Annotated in this window: 16 protein-coding genes; 10 read left to right on the forward strand and 6 right to left on the reverse strand. The window is 57.1% G+C overall.

Going from position 1 to position 19,342, the window contains the following annotated elements:
* Window positions 1-10 precede the first annotated feature (10 nt).
* Entirely contained in the window at window positions 11-1,114 is a 1,104-nt protein-coding gene (gene gldA / locus C6A40_RS17765; RefSeq protein ID WP_045336217.1) for a bifunctional L-1,2-propanediol dehydrogenase/glycerol dehydrogenase, read from the forward strand.
* A 91-nt stretch (window positions 1,115-1,205) separates the two neighbouring features.
* On the opposite strand, the gene katG is transcribed toward gldA, so the two are convergent.
* From katG to metB, 4 genes are all read right to left on the reverse strand, one after another.
* Complete coding sequence (katG, locus tag C6A40_RS17770; RefSeq protein ID WP_114191321.1) at window positions 1,206-3,386, reverse strand: catalase/peroxidase HPI; 2,181 nt, start codon at window positions 3,384-3,386, stop codon at window positions 1,206-1,208.
* Window positions 3,387-3,533: 147 nt separating this feature from the next.
* Window positions 3,534-4,421, reverse strand: a complete 888-nt coding sequence (gene metF / locus C6A40_RS17775) for a methylenetetrahydrofolate reductase (protein WP_008501796.1) — start codon at window positions 4,419-4,421, stop codon at window positions 3,534-3,536.
* 226 nt (window positions 4,422-4,647) lie between these two features.
* Window positions 4,648-7,080, reverse strand: coding sequence for a bifunctional aspartate kinase/homoserine dehydrogenase II (locus tag C6A40_RS17780; RefSeq protein WP_008501797.1), 2,433 nt, complete (start codon window positions 7,078-7,080; stop codon window positions 4,648-4,650).
* 2 nt (window positions 7,081-7,082) lie between these two features.
* Window positions 7,083-8,243, reverse strand: coding sequence for a cystathionine gamma-synthase (metB, locus tag C6A40_RS17785; RefSeq protein ID WP_045336219.1), 1,161 nt, complete (start codon window positions 8,241-8,243; stop codon window positions 7,083-7,085).
* Window positions 8,244-8,519: 276 nt separating this feature from the next.
* Between metB and metJ the strand changes: the two genes are divergently transcribed.
* Window positions 8,520-8,837: a met regulon transcriptional regulator MetJ gene (metJ, locus tag C6A40_RS17790; RefSeq protein WP_003862042.1), complete on the forward strand. Its 318-nt coding sequence runs from the start codon at window positions 8,520-8,522 to the stop codon at window positions 8,835-8,837.
* A gap of 48 nt (window positions 8,838-8,885) precedes the next feature.
* On the opposite strand, the gene rpmE is transcribed toward metJ, so the two are convergent.
* On the reverse strand, window positions 8,886-9,098 hold the full coding sequence (gene rpmE, locus C6A40_RS17795; protein WP_003862040.1) for a 50S ribosomal protein L31: 213 nt from the start codon (window positions 9,096-9,098) through the stop codon (window positions 8,886-8,888).
* 200 nt (window positions 9,099-9,298) lie between these two features.
* Between rpmE and priA the strand changes: the two genes are divergently transcribed.
* The 7 genes from priA (at window position 9,299) to rraA (ending at window position 17,258) form a co-directional block, all read left to right on the forward strand.
* The gene (gene priA / locus C6A40_RS17800) at window positions 9,299-11,494 is read left to right on the forward strand and encodes a primosomal protein N' (RefSeq protein ID WP_114191322.1); all 2,196 of its coding nucleotides are present in this window, start codon (window positions 9,299-9,301) and stop codon (window positions 11,492-11,494) included.
* Between the two features lie 119 nt (window positions 11,495-11,613).
* On the forward strand, window positions 11,614-12,639 hold the full coding sequence (gene cytR, locus C6A40_RS17805; protein ID WP_023293597.1) for a DNA-binding transcriptional regulator CytR: 1,026 nt from the start codon (window positions 11,614-11,616) through the stop codon (window positions 12,637-12,639).
* Window positions 12,640-12,732: 93 nt separating this feature from the next.
* Window positions 12,733-13,722, forward strand: coding sequence for a cell division protein FtsN (gene ftsN, locus C6A40_RS17810; protein ID WP_032635441.1), 990 nt, complete (start codon window positions 12,733-12,735; stop codon window positions 13,720-13,722).
* Window positions 13,723-13,816: 94 nt separating this feature from the next.
* Window positions 13,817-14,347 (forward strand): ATP-dependent protease subunit HslV, encoded by a 531-nt coding sequence (gene hslV / locus C6A40_RS17815; RefSeq protein WP_008501802.1) that lies wholly within the window; start codon window positions 13,817-13,819, stop codon window positions 14,345-14,347.
* 9 nt (window positions 14,348-14,356) lie between these two features.
* The gene (gene hslU, locus C6A40_RS17820; protein WP_008501803.1) at window positions 14,357-15,691 is read left to right on the forward strand and encodes an HslU--HslV peptidase ATPase subunit; all 1,335 of its coding nucleotides are present in this window, start codon (window positions 14,357-14,359) and stop codon (window positions 15,689-15,691) included.
* A 68-nt stretch (window positions 15,692-15,759) separates the two neighbouring features.
* The gene (gene menA, locus C6A40_RS17825) at window positions 15,760-16,680 is read left to right on the forward strand and encodes a 1,4-dihydroxy-2-naphthoate polyprenyltransferase (protein WP_114191323.1); all 921 of its coding nucleotides are present in this window, start codon (window positions 15,760-15,762) and stop codon (window positions 16,678-16,680) included.
* Between the two features lie 92 nt (window positions 16,681-16,772).
* On the forward strand, window positions 16,773-17,258 hold the full coding sequence (gene rraA / locus C6A40_RS17830) for a ribonuclease E activity regulator RraA (RefSeq protein WP_008501805.1): 486 nt from the start codon (window positions 16,773-16,775) through the stop codon (window positions 17,256-17,258).
* Window positions 17,259-17,842: 584 nt separating this feature from the next.
* Here rraA and zapB read toward each other — a convergent pair.
* Window positions 17,843-18,082, reverse strand: coding sequence for a septal ring assembly protein ZapB (gene zapB, locus C6A40_RS17835; RefSeq protein ID WP_023326318.1), 240 nt, complete (start codon window positions 18,080-18,082; stop codon window positions 17,843-17,845).
* 410 nt (window positions 18,083-18,492) lie between these two features.
* Here zapB and C6A40_RS17840 point away from each other — a divergent pair, with 410 nt between their 5' ends.
* Window positions 18,493-19,338, forward strand: coding sequence for an MIP/aquaporin family protein (locus C6A40_RS17840; protein ID WP_014885705.1), 846 nt, complete (start codon window positions 18,493-18,495; stop codon window positions 19,336-19,338).
* Window positions 19,339-19,342: the final 4 nt, after the last annotated feature.

Raw genomic sequence — 19,342 nt, forward strand, 5'->3', positions numbered from 1 at the left:
GAGAACTGTTATGGACCGTATCATTCAATCGCCGGGGAAATATATCCAGGGCGCGGATGTGCTGACCCGTCTAGGTGACTATCTGAAACCCCTGGCAAACCGCTGGCTGGTCGTCGGCGATAAGTTTGTGCTGGGTTTTGCCGAAGAGACCCTGCTTCAGAGTTTTAAAAAAGCCGAACTGCATGCCGAAATCGCGCCGTTTGGCGGCGAATGTTCGCAAAATGAAATCGATCGCCTGAAAAAGCTGGCCGACAGCGCCGACTGCCTGGCGGTGCTGGGTATTGGTGGCGGTAAAACGCTGGATACCGCGAAAGCGCTGGCTCACTTTATGGACGTGCCGGTCGCCATTGCGCCGACTATCGCGTCCACCGACGCGCCGTGCAGCGCCCTTTCCGTTATTTACACCGACAGCGGCGAGTTCGATCGCTACCTGATGCTGCCGCACAACCCGAACATGGTCATTGTGGATACGAAAGTGGTAGCAGGTGCGCCTGCACGTCTGCTGGCCGCCGGGATTGGCGACGCGCTGGCGACCTGGTTTGAAGCACGCGCCTGCTCGCGCAGCGGCGCGACCACTATGGCCGGGGGTAAATGCACACAGGCGGCATTAGCGCTCGCCGAGCTGTGCTACAACACGCTGGTTGAAGAGGGTGAAAAAGCGATGCTGGCGGCGGAACAGCATGTGGTGACGCCTGCGCTGGAACGCATCATCGAAGCCAACACCTATCTCAGCGGCGTCGGCTTTGAAAGTGGCGGGCTGGCGGCTGCACACGCTATTCATAACGGCATGACGGCGGTGCCGGACGCGCATCACTTCTATCATGGGGAGAAAGTGGCGTTTGGTACGCTGACGCAGCTGGTGCTGGAAAACGCGCCGGTAGAAGAAATTGAGACCGTCGCGGCGCTTTGCCACAGCGTAGGGCTGCCGATCACGCTGGCACAGCTGAACATCAAAGAGGATATTCCGGCCAAAATGCGTCTGATTGCCGAAGCCTCTTGTGCGGAAGGAGAAACGATCCACAACATGCCGGGGGGCGTCACGCCGGATCAGGTGTATGCGGCGCTGCTGGTGGCAGACCAGTATGGACAGCGATTCCTGCAGGAGTGGGAGTAATAAAAAAGCCGGGTGGCGCTGCGCTTACCCGGCCTACATGGCACTTTAATTTGTAGGCCGGGTAAGGCGTAGCCGCTACCCGGCACACTGGCTACTTCACGTCAAACCGATCCAGATCCATGACCTTCGCCCAGGCGGCAACGAAGTCGCGGACGAACTTCTCATGCGCATCATCGCTGGCGTAAACCTCTGCCAGCGCGCGCAGGACGGCGTTAGAGCCGAAGACCAGATCGGCGCGGGTGGCGGTATATTTCACTTCACCGCTGGTGCGATCGCTTCCGGCAAACAGCTCATTGGACTCATCGGTCGCCTTCCACTGCGTGTTCATATCCAGCAGGTTCACGAAGAAATCAGTGCTCAGCACGCCCTCACGGTTGGTGAACACGCCGTTCTTGCTGCCATCAAAGTTGGCACCCAGTACGCGCAGGCCGCCGATCAGCACCGTCAGTTCTGGCGCAGTCAGCGTCAGCTGTTGGGCTTTATCAATCAGCAGAGACTCCGTGGTGGACACATCCACCTGCGCACGGTAGTTGCGGAAACCATCGGCAATCGGTTCGAGCAGGTTAAACATCTCGATATCCGTCTGATCCTGACGCGCATCAACGCGGCCCGGCGTGAACGGTACGGTGACATACACACCTGCCGCTTTTGCGGCCTGCTCAACGCCTACCACACCCGCCAGCACGATGATATCGGCCAGAGAGGCTTTGTTGGTGGTGCGCTGGATAGCTTCCAGGGCTGGCAGCGCGCGAACCGCCGCAGCGTTCACGTCCCAGTCACGCTGAGGCGCCAGCGCCAGACGCGCGCCGTTGGCACCGCCACGCTTATCGCCACCGCGGAAGGTCGAGGCTGACGCCCAGGCAACAGAAACCAGTTCGCTCACGGAGAGACCAGAGGCAGCGATTTCCGCCTTCAGGCTTTCAATGTCTTCTTTCGTCGGATTGAACACCGCCTGCGGCAGCGGGTCCTGCCAAATCAGATCTTCTTTCGGCACTTCCGGGCCAAGGTAACGCGATTTTGGCCCCATATCGCGGTGGGTCAGCTTGAACCAGGCACGCGCGAAGGCTTCGTTGAAAGCCTGCGGGTCGTTCAGGAAGCGGCGGGAAATCTTCTCGAATTCCGGGTCGAAGCGCAGCGTCAGGTCGGTGACCAGCATGGTAGGCTTGCGTGTTTTCGACGGGTCGAACGGATCGGGCATGATTTCCGGCGCATCCACGGCTTCAAACTGAATCGCCCCTGCCGGGCTGCGGGTCTGTACCCATTCGTATTTGAACAGGTTCTCGAAGAAGTAGTTGCTCCACTGGGTCGGGGTTTGTGACCAGATGACTTCCAGACCGGAGGTAATGGCATCAGCGCCAACCCCCGTGCCGTGCGTGCTGGCCCAGCCCAGGCCCTGTGCTTCAATCGGTGAGGCTTCGGGGTCGGTACCCACGTGGGTGGCTTCACCCGCGCCGTGAGTCTTGCCGAGGGTGTGGCCGCCTGCAATCAGCGCGACGGTCTCTTCATCGTTCATGCCCATGTTGCCGAAGGTCGCACGAATCGCTGCCGCCGCTGACAGCGGCTCACCGCTGGCGTTCGGCCCTTCCGGGTTCACGTAGATCAGGCCCATTTCGGTGGCTGCCAGAGGACGCTTAGCCAGCGCTTCCGGGTCACGGTGGGTCAGCCAGGCTTTTTCATCACCCCAGTTCACGTCCAGATCCGGTTCCCAGACGTCTTCACGCCCGGCACCAAAACCAAAGGTACGGAAGCCGGAGTTCTCCAGCGCCACGTTACCCGCGAGGATAAACAGGTCGGCCCAGGAGATTTTTTGTCCGTATTTTTTCTTGATAGGCCACAGCAGACGGCGCGCTTTATCCAGGCTTACGTTATCCGGCCAGGAGTTCAGTGGCGCAAAGCGCTGTTGACCGCGTCCTGCCCCACCGCGCCCGTCCACGGAGCGATAGGTACCCGCACCGTGCCACGCCATACGGATAAACAGGCCCGCATAGCTGCCCCAGTCGGCAGGCCACCACGGTTGAGAGTCGGTTAAAAGTGCTTTGAGGTCGCCTTTAAGGGCAGAGTAATCAAGCTTGCTGAATTCTTTGCGGTAGTCGAAGTCTTCACCCAGCGGGTTCGAACGATTGGAATGTTGGTTAAGAAGATCGATGCGGAGTTGTTTTGGCCACCAGTCGCGGCTGCCTGTACCTGCGCCCGCGCTGTGATCGACGCCGCCCTGATGGAACGGGCATTTGCCGACTGATGCCGCTTTATTGGTCTCGTCTGACGTGCTCATCGCTATGCTCCCTTTTACAGTGTTACCGTTACGATATACACCACTAGCAATAAGTTATAGTTGAATTAATCCACAGATTCGATAGCTGATACCTTTTAACTTTTTACCCTGTTAAAAAGCCCTCTATTTAAGAGGGCTTTCGGTGTTTTACGCGGGGCGAACGCCCAGAGTATGGCAGATGGCATAGCTCATCTCCGCGCGGTTTAGCGTGTAGAAGTGGAAGTCTTTCACCCCTTCACGGCTTAAGATTTTCACCATGTCCATCGCGATATTGGCCCCCACCAGCTTGCGGGTTTCCGGGTCATCATCCAGACCTTCGTACATTTTGGACATCCACAGCGGAATGCGCACGTTGGTCATATCGGCGAATTTCTTCGCCTGTTTGAAGTTAGAGACCGGCAGAATGCCCGGGATAATTTCAACGTCGATGCCCGCGGAGACGCAGCGGTCACGGAAGCGCAGGTAGCTTTCGACATCAAAGAAGAACTGGGTAATGGCGCGGTTGGCACCGGCCTCCACTTTACGCTTGAGGTTAAGCAGATCCGCCTGGGCGCTTTTCGCTTCCGGGTGAACCTCAGGGTAAGCAGCCACGGAGATATCGAAATCTGCCACCTCTTTCAGCAGCCCAACCAGGTCGGCCGCATACATCTCTGGCTTGCCGCTGCCGGGCGGGAGGTCGCCGCGCAGCGCGACAATATGACGGATGCCGTTATTCCAGTAATCCTGGGCGATGGCACGCAGCTCGTCGCGAGTAGCGTCGATACAGGTGAGGTGCGGCGCCGCTTCCAGACCGGTACGATCTTTGATGCCTTTAATGATGCTGTGCGTACGGTCACGCTCGCCAGAGTTCGCACCGTAGGTCACGGAGACAAACTTTGGTTTCAGGCTGCTGAGACGATCGATAGAGCTCCACAGGGTTTGCTCCATTTCACTGGTGCGCGGCGGGAAAAATTCAAAAGAGACGTTAATCTGGCCGTTTACTTCGGCCAGGCTCTGGTTCAGTGCTTCCCGCTGGTTGGCGTGAAAAAAGCTCATACCCTACCCCTATCAATCGCGTGTCATTGTCTGTTGTGTTGTGAACTTCTATACGTTTAGACGTCCAGATGTAAAAATGACGGAAAAGCGGAGGGACGTCAATAGAAATAATCAACAATAACGGTGAGGTTTGCTCAGGGAAGATGAGGGAAATTCATGATGGGGGTGAGCGCGGTCCGATGCCCTCACCCTAACCCTCTCCCACAGGGAGAGGGAAATTGAGTTTTTACAGCAGCTTAGCCAGACGGTTAATGTCGGACTGGATCGCCCCGGCGGTGACGTCGCGCCCGGCGCCCGGGCCGCGGATCACCAGCGGGTTATCGCGGTACCAGCGGCTTTCGATGGCGAAGACGTTATCGCACGGCAATAGCGCCGCCAGCGGATGTTCAGGACGCACCGCCTCGACACCGACGCGCGCTTTTCCGTTGGCCTCGAAACGTGCCACGTAGCGCAGCACCAGACCCATCTCGTTCGCCGCTTCCAGACGCTGCACCATCTGCTCGTTAAGCTCTTCACCATTTTCAAAGAAATGATCCACAGAACCCTCTTCACAGCCGGCAGGCACCAGCGACTCGACGCGGACGGAATCCGGCTCGATGTCATAACCGGCTTCGCGCGCCAGGATCACCAGCTTACGCATCACGTCTTTACCGGAGAGGTCAACGCGCGGATCGGGTTCCGTTAAGCCCTGCTGCCACGCCTGATCCACCAGGTCAGTGAACGGCACGGTGCCGTCAAACTGCAGGAACAGCCAGGAGAGCGTACCGGAGAAGATACCGCTCAGCGCCAGAATGCTGTCACCGCTTTCAATCAGGTCGCGCACGGTGTGGTTTACCGGCAGGCCCGCGCCCACGGTGGCGTTATACAGCCAGTGACGGCCGGTTTTTTCAAACGCGTCGTGGATCTGGCGGTATTTATCGGTGCTGCTTGCCCCCGCCAGTTTGTTGGCGCTGATGACGTGGAAACCGTGGCTGGCGAAATCAAGATACTGATCGGCAAGCTGTTCGCTGGCGGTAACGTCCAGCACCACCAGATCGTCATACGGGTGCGCACGCATCCACAGGAACAGCGACTCTTCATCCTGCTCGACGGCTTCATCATTAAAGAAGGCAAGCGCGCGGCTGGCATCCAGCCCTTCGTAGTTCAGCAGGCTGCGGCGGCTGTCCACCACGCCTGCGAGAATGAATTCGAACCCCGTACGCGCCGAGAGCGTGACCTGCTCGCGGGCAAACAGCTCCAGCCAGCGGGAACCGATATTGCCTTTACCAAACAGCACCAGGCCGATGCGTTTTTCCGCGCGGAACAGAGAGGTATGCAGACCCTGAATCAGGCTTTCGGTTGGCCCTTTGCGCAGAACGGCAACCAGGCTGATGCCCTCTTCCGACTGCCAGGTGAACTCCACCGGCTGGCCTTTCAGCTGCTGCCAGAAGCGGTGGCAGTGCAGCGGGTTACGGGTGACGCCCGCGCCCACCATCGCCACCAGCGCCAGCCCCTGACGCAGGCGAAGCTCGCCCGGCAGGCCCGCTTCATCCAGAATTTTCAGCGCGCTGTCCGCCACTTCTGCGGTATAGCAGAACTGCAGCAGCTGGCGGTCATTATGCACACCCACGGCCAGCGGACGCACCTGGGCGCGTTTCAGGATCGTGTCGATCTCTTTATGTGCCAGCCTGAAGTCCTGGCCCGCAGGAACCTGGAACTCAATCAGGCAGATGTCGTCGTGGCTGGTAACAATACGCGCCCCGGTACCGGAGGCCAGCACGCGCTCAATGCGCGTGGAGCCTTGATCCGGGGTGTAGCTGCAGCGCAGCTGCAGGTCAATATCGCTACCGGAAACCGGCTGCAGCGTACGGGCGTGCAGCACCGGTGCCGCCAGACGCGCCAGCTCGCTGGCTTCATCCAGGCGCAGCAGCGGCAGCAGGCAGGCATCTTTTACTTTGCGCGGGTCCGCGCTATAAACACCGGCCACGTCGCTCCAGATGGTGACGCGGGACACGCCCGCCAGAGCACCGATTTGCGTCGCCGAGTAGTCGGAGCCGTTACGGCCCAGCAGCACGGTTTCACCCGCGTTGCTGCGGCTGATAAAGCCGGTAACCACAATGCGTTTGCCCGGGTGCTGCACCAGCAGCTGCTGCAGCAGCGGGTAGGATAACCCTTCATCCACCTGCGGCTGCGCGGCGCGTTCGGCACGCAGGAAATCACGCGCGTCGAGCCAGGCGGCGTCCACGCCCAGGTGTTGCAGAACCGCAGCCATCAGGCGCGCGGACCATACTTCACCGTGGCCCACCACTTCGGCATACACCGCATCGGTAATGCCGCTGTCCAGCAGGGCGGCCAGACGCTCAAGATCGTGCGTGAAGGCGCTGATCAGCCCGTCCGCCACGTCCGCAGGCAGCAGGCCGGCAATCAATTCGCTCTGATAGCGACGTAATGACTGTTGCACCTGATGCGCAGAAAGGCGATCGGTCTGGCTCAGTTTCAGCCAGCTAATCAACTGGTTGGTGGTGCTGCCCGCCGCCGAGACAACCATCATGTCACCCGGCTGTGAATATTCCGTCATGATCCCTGCGACGCGCAGGTAACATTTCACATCAGCAAGACTACTACCACCAAACTTGTGCAGCTGACGACCCTTCGCCCCTGCCTGCGCTATCACACTCATGATTACCCCTTGGCTGCGACCCGGAAGCCATTTTCCAGATCGGCAATTAAATCTTCAGAATCTTCGATACCGGTTGAGATCCGCAGCAGCGTCTCAGAAATCCCGGCGGCGGCACGTGCTTCGGGTGCCATACCTGCGTGCGTCATGGTCGCGGCGTGGGAGATCAAGCTTTCAACCCCACCTAAGGATTCCGCCAGCGTAAACAATGACAGCCCGCTCAGGAAGCGACGCAGCGTTTGCTCGTCACCGTCCAGTTCAAAACTTAACATCGCGCCAAACCCTTTCTGCTGGCGCGCGGCAATCTCGTGCCCCTGGTTTTCCGGCAGCGACGGGTGGTACAGCTTCTTCACCAGCGGCTGGGTTTTCAGGAAGTCGACAATCGCCTGAGCATTACGCTGCGCCACGTCCATGCGCGGCGACAACGTACGGATGCCGCGCAACAGCAGGTAGCTGTCGAAGGCGCCTGCGGTGACGCCAATATTATTGGCCCACCATGCCAGTTCGGTGACAATGTCAGGATCTTTGGCAATCACCACGCCTGCCACCACGTCAGAATGGCCGTTCAGATATTTAGTGCATGAATGCAACACCAGATCGGCACCCAGTGCGAGTGGGTTCTGAAGGGCCGGACTGAGGAACGTATTATCCACTACACTTATCGCTCCCGCATCCCTTGCGAGCTGACAAATTTTCGCAATATCGACAACGCGCAACAATGGATTGCTTGGACTTTCCACCAGAACCAGCTTCGGTTTCTCTGCCAGCGCCTGTTTCAGCGCCTGTTCGTCGTTTTGATCGACAAACAGCACGCGATAGCAGCCGCGTTTCGCGAGGCTATCAAACAGGCGATAGCTGCCGCCGTAGCAATCGTGCGGCGCAACCAGCAGATCGCCGGGCTTGAGGAACACCGTGGTCACCAGGTGAATGGCGGACATCCCGGTATTGGTTAATACGGCCCCTGCGCCCCCTTCCAGCTCGGCCAGCGCGCGCTGGGTCACGTCACGCGTAGGGTTGCCACGACGCGAATAGTCATGCGCGCGGGGTTCATTAAATCCGGTGAAATTATAGGTACTGGAAAGATGAATGGGCGGGACAACGCAGCCGTACTGCTCGTCATCATTTAATCCGCTACGCACTGCGATAGTGGCCTGTTTACGCGTCATGGTGAGGGCTTCCTGGCGAATGAGGTGAAAAGTCAGGCACCAGAGTAAACATTGAAAGTATGGACGTCAATACATCTGGACATCTAAACTTCTTTGCGTATAGATTGAGCAATGCGCAAATAGCCGTTAAAATTATATGCTTTAGTGCACGCTGCAGCGGCAATATCCGTGCCACGGTATCGTCTCTACGGTAAACTAGGCAAGATTGCGGTTCAAAACGGGTGGTTACTGGTTTTGCACCTTTAGATAAATGACTGAGAGGATTAAAGGTATCTCATGGCTGAATGGAGCGGCGAATATATCAGCCCATACGCTGAGCACGGTAAGAAGAGTGAGCAAGTAAAGAAAATTACGGTTTCCATTCCTCTGAAGGTGTTGAAGATCCTCACCGATGAACGTACGCGTCGTCAGGTGAACAACCTGCGCCACGCAACCAACAGCGAACTGCTGTGCGAAGCGTTTCTGCATGCGTTTACCGGTCAACCGTTGCCGAACGATGACGATCTGCGCAAAGAGCGTAGTGACGAAATCCCGGAAGAGGCGAAGGTGATCATGCGTGAACTGGGTATTGACCCGGAGACGTGGGAATACTGAGAAGCGGATACAAAAAAGGCACCTTGCGGTGCCTTTTTTTCGGGAAACTTATTTAGCGCCCGGGATGCTGAAACGCTTGTTGAAGCGGTCAACACGGCCACCGGTTGCAACATCACGCTGCTTACCAGTGTAGAACGGGTGGCATTTGCCGCACACGTCCAGGTTCAGATCGTGACCCACGGTAGAGCGGATCTGGATAGAGTTACCGCAAGAACAGTTTGCAGTAATCATTTCGTATTTCGGGTGAATATCTTTTTTCATGGGAGAACCTCAGTTAAGGCCGCGTCGCTCTTCCAGCCCTAACGCCAGACACCACGCGATGTTGATTGTAAGTTCTTTGGCGTAAAGTACACCAAAGGCGGCGAATCATACAGAATTTGACCAACGTATGCAAACTGATCCGCACGCCGCTTTTACTAATGTGTATACTAACGCGCCACTTTTCAAGTCAGGAAGATTCGATGCCCGTCGCTCACGTTGCCCTGCCCGTTCCGCTTCCCCGCACCTTTGACTATCTGCTGCCCGACAGCATGAGCGCCAAAGCGGGCTGTCGCGTGACCGTGCCGTTTGGCAAACAGCAGCGCGTGGGGATCGTCGTCTCCGTCAGCGATAAGAGCGAACTGCCGCTTAATGAACTGAAATCGGTCGTTGAGGTGCTGGACAGCGAGCCCGTCTACTCCACCAGCACCTGGCGACTGCTGCTGTGGGCGGCGGATTATTATCATCACCCCATCGGCGACGTCCTGTTCCACGCCCTGCCAATTATGCTGCGTCAGGGCAAGAGCGCCAGCCATGCGCCGATGTGGTACTGGTTTGCCACAGAGGAAGGCCAGGCCGTCGACATCAACAGCCTGAAGCGCTCGCAGAAACAGCAGCAGGCGCTGGCGGCGCTGCGTCAGGGGAAAATCTGGCGGCATCAGGTCGACGAGCTTGAGGTCAGCGAAACGGCGCTACAGGCATTAAGAAAAAAAGGGCTGAGCGACCTGGCAAGCGAGGCGCCTGCCCTTAACGACTGGCGGGAGAGTTTCTCCGTTTCAGGGGATCGCCTGCGTCTGAATACCGAGCAGGCCACCGCGGTAGGCGCAATTCATAGCGCCTCCGATCGTTTCTCTGCCTGGCTGCTGGCGGGGGTCACCGGTTCCGGCAAGACCGAAGTTTACCTGAGCGTGCTGGAAAACGTGCTCGCGCAGGGGAAACAGGCGCTGGTGATGGTGCCGGAAATTGGCCTGACGCCGCAAACCATCGCCCGATTCCGCGAGCGCTTTAACGCGCCGGTTGAGGTGCTGCACTCCGGCCTGAACGACAGCGAGCGGCTCAGCGCCTGGCTGAAAGCGAAAAACGGCGAAGCAGCGATTGTGATCGGCACCCGCTCGTCGCTGTTCACGCCGTTTAAAAATCTTGGCGTTATCGTGATCGACGAAGAGCACGACAGCTCCTATAAACAGCAGGAAGGCTGGCGCTATCACGCCCGCGATCTGGCCGTCTACCGCGCACACAGCGAGCAAATTCCCATTGTTCTGGGATCCGCCACGCCTGCGCTCGAAACGCTGCACAACGTGCGCCAGCGTAAATACCACATGCTGCGCCTGACGCGTCGCGCGGGGAATGCCCGTCCGGCCATTCAGCACGTGCTGGATTTGAAAGGTCAGCAGGTTCAGGCAGGGCTAGCGCCCGCGCTTATCACCCGCATGCGCCAGCATTTGCAGGCGGGAAATCAGGTCATTCTGTTCCTCAACCGTCGCGGATTTGCACCTGCCCTGCTGTGCCACGACTGCGGCTGGATTGCCGAATGCCCGCGCTGCGATCACTACTACACCTTCCATCAGGCCCAGCGTCATTTGCGCTGCCACCACTGCGACAGCCAGCGTCCTGTGCCGCGCCAGTGCCCGTCGTGTGGCTCAACGCATATTGTGCCGGTCGGTCTGGGGACGGAACAGCTGGAGCAGGCGCTTGGGCCCTTTTTCCCGGACGTGCCGATTTCGCGTATCGACCGGGACACCACCAGCCGCAAAGGCGCACTCGAACAGCAGCTGGCGGAAGTGCATCGCGGTGGCGCGCGCATCCTGATTGGCACCCAGATGCTGGCCAAAGGCCACCACTTCCCGGACGTGACGCTGGTCGCCCTGCTGGACGTGGACGGCGCGCTGTTCTCGGCAGATTTCCGCTCCGCCGAGCGCTTCGCCCAGCTTTACACCCAGGTTGCCGGACGTGCAGGACGCGCCGGTAAACAGGGCGAAGTGGTGCTGCAAACGCACCACCCGGAGCACCCGCTGCTGCAAACCCTGCTGCACAAAGGCTATGACGCCTTTGCCGAGCAGGCGCTGGCCGAACGCCAGACCATGCAGCTACCGCCGTGGACCAGCCACGTCATCATCCGCGCGGAAGATCATAACAATCAGCAGGCGCCACTTTTCCTGCAGCAGCTGAGAAACCTCCCGCAGGCCAGCCCGCTGGTGGATAGTCAGCTGTGGATTTTGGGCCCGGTGCCTGCCCTCGCGCCAAAACGCGGCGGCCGTTTCCGCTGGCAGATCTTGCTCCAGCACCCCTCGCGCATTCGTCTTCAGCATATCGTCAGCGGCGCGCTGGTGCTGATTAACACCCTGCCCGAAGCGCGAAAAGTGAAGTGGGTCCTGGACGTCGACCCTATCGAAGGCTGAAGCTGGATCGAAAAATTTAACGCTCCTCACACTTTTTATGAAAATTCTGTAACCGATTCCATTAACTATCTGTAAAAATGGTGATGTCAGAAGTTCGGTGTTCAGGCGAGGAGAAGACGTTGAAGTCCAGGAAAGAGGTTGCGGCTGCGACCATGAAAGACGTTGCCCAGAAAGCACAGGTCTCTACGGCAACAGTATCCCGCGCATTAATGAACCCGGATAAAGTCTCCCAGGCGACCCGTAACCGGGTGGAGCAGGCTGCGCTTGAAGTGGGCTATTTTCCGCAGGCAATGGGACGTAACGTCAAACGCAACGAGTCGCGCACCATCCTGGTGATTGTGCCGGACATCTGTGACCCTTTCTTTAGCGAGATTATCCGCGGCATAGAAGTCACTGCGGCGGAACAGGGGTACCTGGTGCTGATTGGCGACTGCGCCCATCAGAACCAACAGGAAAAAACCTTCATCGACCTCATTATCACCAAGCAGATCGACGGCATGCTGCTGCTTGGCTCTCGCCTGCCGTTTGATGCCAGCATCGAAGAGCAGCGTAATTTACCGCCGATGGTCATGGCCAACGAGTTTGCGCCAGAGCTGGAGCTGCCGACGGTCCATATCGATAACCTTACCGCCGCGTTCAACGCCGTAAACTATCTCCAGGAGCTGGGGCATAAGCGTATTGGCTGCATCGCCGGACCGGAAGAGATGCCGCTGTGTCACTACCGCCTGCAGGGATACGTTCAGGCGCTGCGACGTACCGGCGTGACCGTCGATCCGCACTACATTGCGCGCGGTGATTTTACCTTCGCAGCCGGTGGACAGGCGCTGGAGAAACTTCTGGACCTGCCTGAGCCGCCAACCGCCGTATTTTGCCACAGCGACGTGATGGCGCTGGGCGCATTATCGTATGCCAAACGCCGCGGCCTTCGCATACCGAAAGATTTATCCATCATCGGTTTTGATAATATTTCGCTTTCGGAATTTTGCGATCCGCCGCTCTCAACGGTCGCTCAGCCGCGCTACCAAATCGGCCGCGAAGCGATGCTGCTTCTGCTGGATCAGCTTCACGGTCAAACAGTTAGCAGCGGTTCACGGTTGCTGGACTGCGAACTGATCGTCCGCGGCACGACCCAGGCATTGACTTAAAGTAAACGTCTTTCGGATACCCTTATCTGGTCAAAGCCCCGCCGCTTAAGTAACATGGCGGACTGACGAACGAATAAATACAGCGAAACGATAGTGGCACAACGAGATTATGTACGTCGCGGCCAGCCGGCACCTTCGCGACGCAAAAAGAGTAGCTCAAGAAAAAAGCAACGTAACCTGCCTGCTGTCTCGCCAGCAATGGTCGCTATTGCTGCGGCTGTAGTCGTCGCCTTTATTGGTGGCCTGTACTTTATCACGCACCATAAAAAAGAAGAGTCCGAGGCGCTTCAGGCCAGTAAAGTCGCCGGAAATGGCCTCCCTCCGAAGCCTGAAGAGCGCTGGCGCTATATCAAAGAGCTGGAAAGCCGTCAGCCTGGGGTACGTGCGCCAACGGAACCTTCTGCGGGTGGTGAAGTGCAGAATGCGAATCAGCTGACGGATGAACAGCGTCAGCTGCTGGCACAAATGCAGGCCGATATGCGCCAGCAGCCTACGCAGTTGAACGAAGTGCCGTGGAATGAGCAGACGCCGGAACAGCGTCAGCAAACGCTGCAGCGTCGCCAGGCACAACAGCAGATTCAGCAGCAACAGCAGTGGGCGCAAACTCAGCCGGTACAGCAGCCTAAGGCACAGCCGCGGGTCACGGAACAGCCGTATCAGCAGCCGACGCGTACGGTGCAGTCTCAGCCTGTCCAGCAGCAGCCTAAAACGCAGCCGCAGAAGCAGGCGGCTCAGCCGTATCAGGATCTGCTCCAGACGCCAGCGCATACCACCGCCCAGCAGCCGAAAACGCAGCAGGCCGCGCCGGTAACGAAAGAGACCGAAGCGCCGAAGCAGACGGCGGAGAAAAAAGACGAACGTCGCTGGATGGTACAGTGCGGTTCGTTCAAAGGTGCGGAGCAGGCGGAAACGGTGCGCGCGCAGCTGGCCTTTGAAGGGTTTGATTCGCGTATTACCACCAATAACGGCTGGAATCGCGTGGTGATTGGTCCGGTCAAAGGCAAAGAAAATGCCGATGGCACCCTTTCTCGTTTGAAAATCGCCGGTCACACAAACTGCATTCGACTCGCCTCCGGGGGTTGAAACCCCCAAAATCCCCCCCATCTATCATTTAATTCAGCCCTGGGCACAGGCTCAGGGCTTCTGTTTCCCGATTCTGTAACCAGGGGGTCTGCTCGTGACAACAATAGTAAGTGTACGCCGTAACGGCCATGTGGTAATCGCCGGTGATGGCCAGGCCACGCTGGGTAATACCGTCATGAAAGGCAACGTGAAGAAAGTGCGTCGTCTCTACAACGACAAAGTGATCGCCGGCTTTGCAGGCGGCACGGCGGATGCCTTCACGCTGTTTGAACTGTTTGAACGTAAACTGGAAATGCACCAGGGTCATCTGGTGAAAGCCGCCGTTGAGCTGGCGAAAGACTGGCGTACCGACCGCATGCTGCGCAAGCTCGAAGCGCTGCTGGCGGTCGCCGATGAGACCGCTTCGCTGATCATCACCGGTAACGGTGACGTGATTCAGCCGGAAAATGACCTGATTGCCATCGGCTCTGGCGGCCCTTATGCCCAGGCTGCTGCCCGCGCACTGTTGGAAAATACCGACATGAACGCGCGTGATATCGCGGTGAAGGCGTTGGATATTGCAGGTGATATCTGCATCTATACCAACCACAACCACACCATCGAAGAATTGACCTCCAAAGCGTAAGGATCTCCCATGTCTGAAATGACCCCACGCGAAATTGTCAGCGAACTGAACAAACACATTATCGGCCAGGATAACGCCAAGCGTTCCGTGGCCATCGCCCTGCGTAACCGCTGGCGTCGTATGCAGCTTGACGAAGAGCTGCGCCACGAAGTCACGCCGAAAAACATTCTGATGATCGGCCCGACCGGCGTCGGTAAAACCGAAATTGCCCGTCGTCTTGCAAAGCTGGCTAACGCGCCGTTCATCAAAGTTGAAGCCACCAAGTTCACCGAAGTGGGCTATGTGGGTAAAGAAGTGGACTCCATCATCCGCGATCTGACCGACTCGGCGATCAAAATGGTGCGCGTCCAGGCCATTGAGAAAAACCGCTATCGCGCGGAAGAGATGGCCGAAGAGCGCATTCTCGACGTGCTGATCCCACCGGCAAAAAACAACTGGGGTCAGGCTGAACAGCAGGCGGAACCGTCCGCTGCGCGTCAGGCGTTCCGCAAAAAACTGCGTGAAGGCCAGCTGGATGATAAAGAGATTGAGATCGATCTCGCTGCCGCGCCAATGGGTGTGGAAATCATGGCACCTCCGGGCATGGAAGAGATGACCAGCCAGCTGCAGTCCATGTTCCAGAACCTGGGCGGTCAGAAGCAAAAAACGCGTAAGCTGAAAATCAAAGACGCGATGAAGCTGCTGATTGAAGAAGAAGCGGCGAAGCTGGTGAATCCGGAAGAGCTGAAGCAGGACGCTATCGACGCGGTTGAGCAGCACGGTATCGTGTTTATCGACGAAATCGACAAAATTTGTAAGCGCGGCGGCAACAGCTCCGGCCCGGACGTGTCCCGCGAAGGCGTTCAGCGCGACCTGCTGCCGCTGGTTGAAGGCTGCACCGTTTCCACCAAGCACGGCATGGTGAAAACGGACCACATCCTGTTTATCGCATCAGGTGCCTTCCAGGTTGCCAGCCCGTCGGATCTGATCCCGGAACTGCAGGGCCGTCTGCCTATCCGCGTTGAGCTGCAGGCGCTGACGACCGAAGACTTCGAACGTATCCTGACCGAGCCAAACGCCTCTGCAACCGTTCAGTACAAAGCGCTGATGGCAACCGAAGGCGTGAACCTCGAGTTCACCGAAGACGGTATCAAACGTATTGCCCAGGCCGCATGGCAGGTGAACGAAACCACCGAAAACATCGGTGCGCGTCGTCTGCATACCGTGCTGGAACGCCTGGTGGAAGATATCTCTTACGACGCGAGCGATCTGAACGGTCAAACCGTTACCATTGACGCAGAATATGTGAGTAAACATCTGGATGCGTTAGTGGCAGATGAAGATCTGAGCCGTTTTATCCTATAATCGCGGTTACTGGATTCTCATCACGTTTAATGGGGGCTAATGCCCCCATTTTTATTGGCTAAATACTTATGACTGACATCAGCCGTACTCAGGCGTGGCTCGAAAGTCTGCGCCCTAAAACACTCCCTCTGGCCTTTGCCGCGATTATCGTCGGTACGGCGCTTGCCTGGTGGCAGGGTTATTTCGATCCGCTGGTTGCCGCGCTGGCATTGATTACCGCCGGCCTGCTGCAAATTCTCTCCAACCTCGCCAACGACTATGGCGACGCGGTGAAAGGCAGCGACAAACCTGACCGTATCGGGCCGCTGCGTGGGATGCAAAAAGGGGTGATTACCCAGGCGCAGATGAAACGCGCGCTGATTATCACCGTGGTGCAGATCTGTTTATCGGGTCTGGCGCTGGTGACAGTGGCGTCTAAGACCCCCAGCGATTTTATTGGCTTCCTGGTGCTGGGTTTATTGGCCATTATCGCAGCCATCACCTACACCGTCGGCACGCGTCCTTACGGCTACATTGGGCTCGGGGATATCTCCGTACTGGTGTTCTTCGGCTGGCTGAGCGTGATGGGAAGCTGGTACTTACAGGCGCATACGGTGATCCCTGCCCTGTTCCTGCCTGCGTCCGCCTGCGGTCTGCTGGCGACCGCGGTGCTCAACATCAACAACCTGCGCGATATCGACAGCGACCGGGAGAACGGCAAAAACACCCTGGCGGTCCGTCTGGGGCCGGTGAATGCGCGTCGCTACCATGCCTGCCTGCTGATGGGTGCTCTGGTCTGCCTGGCGCTGTTTAACCTGATTTCCCTGCACAGTCTGTGGGGCTGGCTGTTTGTGCTTGCCGCGCCGCTGCTGATTAAGCAGGCCCGTTTTGTGATGCGTGAACGCAGCCCGGCCGCCATGCCGCCGATGCTGGAGCGCACGGTAAAAGGCGCGCTGCTGACTAACCTGTTGTTCGTCATCGGGATTGTCTTAAGCCAGACGCTCAGTTAGCTGACAAATATCAATTAACAATTGATGATTTTGCCAACAACGCATTTCGCACGATATACTGAACACATTCGCAGCAACTGAGCGTTAAACCTATGAAATACGATACCTCCGAGCTTTGTGACATCTACCAGGAAGATGTCAACGTCGTTGAACCGCTGTTCTCCAACTTTGGTGGGCGGTCGTCGTTTGGCGGACAGATCGTCACGGTGAAATGTTTCGAGGATAACGGGTTGTTGTACGATCTGCTCGAACAGAACGGCCGTGGCCGCGTACTGGTGGTCGATGGCGGTGGTTCCGTACGCCGCGCATTGATTGATGCTGAACTGGCCGGTATTGCCGCACAAAACGAGTGGGAAGGCATAGTGGTGTACGGTTCCGTGCGCCAGGTGGACGATCTGGAAGACCTGGATATCGGGATTCAGGCCATCGCAGCCATACCGGTAGGGGCGGCAGGTGACGGCATCGGCGAAAGCGACGTGCGCGTCAATTTCGGCGGCGTGACCTTCTTCTCAGGCGACCATCTCTACGCCGATAATACCGGCATTATCCTTTCCGAAGATCCGCTGGATATCGAGTAATAAAACCGTAAGCGTGGACCATAAAAAAACCGCCAACAGCAATGTGGCGGTTTTTTTGTCCCTCGGGATTCGCGGTCCGTTGGGGAGTTTTGCAACCTTTAACCAGGATTTTTATCTTACCCTGATTCAAATCTCAGGTAACCCCATCGACCCTTTATAAATTCCTAATTAACTATTAAAACCTTAACTACGCTGCTGCTGCTCATTATGATGCATCGTCCCTTTCCGCCATCTCGCACATGGGCATCGGTCCAGGGAAAGGTGTCTTCACAACCGTATAGCAACCTTTAACCGGGCTTGTGTCCACCGACTTATCACCGGTGGTGAACGGTGGAGCGGTTAGCTGCAGGGACCGCATAATGAAACGCTATTTATGTATCACGTTCATTGTCGCCAGCGTACTCGTTGTAAAGAGTGATGAACCGAATGTGTTCGTTGCTTTTACTATGATAGCGCAGGACAAGTAGCGTTAAGGCCGCCTTTGGCGGCCTTTTTTATGGTTGGGTGTCAGTCAGCGAGAACCATAAAAAAAGCCGGGTGGCGGCATCGCCTTACCCGGCCTGTTCAGTTCATCCCAGTGGGAATCAGACTTCTTCCATACGTCCCAGCAGCGCCTGCAGGCGATCCTGCCAGCCGTTCTGCTGTTCGCGCAGCTGGTTGTTTTCGCGCTCCAGTTCTTCGCGGCTGTGCTGCGCGTTCTGTACTTCCTGCGCCAGGCTGCTGTTCTTCTCTTTCAGCTCTTCAATTTCCATCTGCAGCAGGGTGATGGTGTCAATCGCCTGCTGTACTTTCGATTCCAGTTTCTCAAACACTTCTAAAGACATGATGCTACCTCTCCTGAATTGCAAGGCGACGCTTTAACATAAACGCGCACGACATATACCGTCGATTGTATGGAGCGCGGCGCTCTGTGTCCAGCGACACACCGCGCAGATCGCGGTTTGCAACACTTTTAGGTCTGGTCCTGGTGCGTTCGCGTCATATACCCCTAAATTGTTAACTGATTCGTTAATGAAATGATTCAGCTCACATTCCTGTACTGATCCTGTACTGCTGCAAAAATGTGCTTTATGGCGCGAAAACGCTCATTTTATTGACGCAGACCACACATTTCGATTTCGATATTTCTCGTTTTTGCTCGTTAACGATAAATTAACACTATGTCTACAGGGCATCGTGGCTGTCACGGGCGGCCATGCTAACAATAAACATCAATTTCTTCAGGATTCCGATTATGAGTCAGACATCAACCTTAAAAGGCCAGTGCATTGCCGAGTTCCTTGGTACCGGGTTGTTGATATTCTTCGGAGTGGGCTGTGTCGCTGCACTGAAAGTGGCGGGTGCCAGTTTTGGTCAGTGGGAAATCAGTATCATCTGGGGTCTGGGCGTGGCGATGGCCATCTACCTGACTGCAGGGGTGTCTGGTGCACATCTTAACCCGGCGGTGACTATCGCACTGTGGCTGTTCGCGTGCTTCGACGGACGCAAAGTAGTTCCTTTCATTCTTTCTCAGTTTGCCGGCGCGTTTTGCGCAGCGGCGTTAGTTTACGGGCTTTATTACAATCTTTTCATCGACTTCGAACAGACGCATCATATGGTGCGCGGCAGCGTCGAAAGTCTGGATCTGGCAGGCATCTTCTCAACCTATCCAAACCCGCATATCAATTTTGTGCAGGCGTTCGCAGTTGAAATGGTGATTACCGCTATTCTGATGGGCGTTATCCTGGCGCTGACCGACGACGGAAACGGCATTCCGCGCGGCCCGCTGGCCCCACTGCTGATTGGCCTGCTGATTGCGGTGATTGGTGCCTCCATGGGCCCGCTGACCGGCTTCGCGATGAACCCGGCGCGTGATATCGGACCTAAAGCGTTCGCCTTTATCGCAGGCTGGGGCGACGTCGCCTTCACCGGTGGCAAAGACATTCCTTACTTCCTGGTACCGCTGTTTGCGCCAGTTGTCGGGGCTGCGCTGGGTGCGTTCAGCTACCGCAAATTAATTGGTCGCCATTTACCGTGCGACACCTGTGTGGAAGAGGAGAAGGAAACGACTTCTACCGCACAACAAAAAGCTTCGCTGTAATCTG

Source organism: Enterobacter sp. GER_MD16_1505_Eko_090 (assembly GCF_003331015.1).
Taxonomy (GTDB): Bacteria; Pseudomonadota; Gammaproteobacteria; order Enterobacterales; family Enterobacteriaceae; genus Enterobacter; species Enterobacter roggenkampii.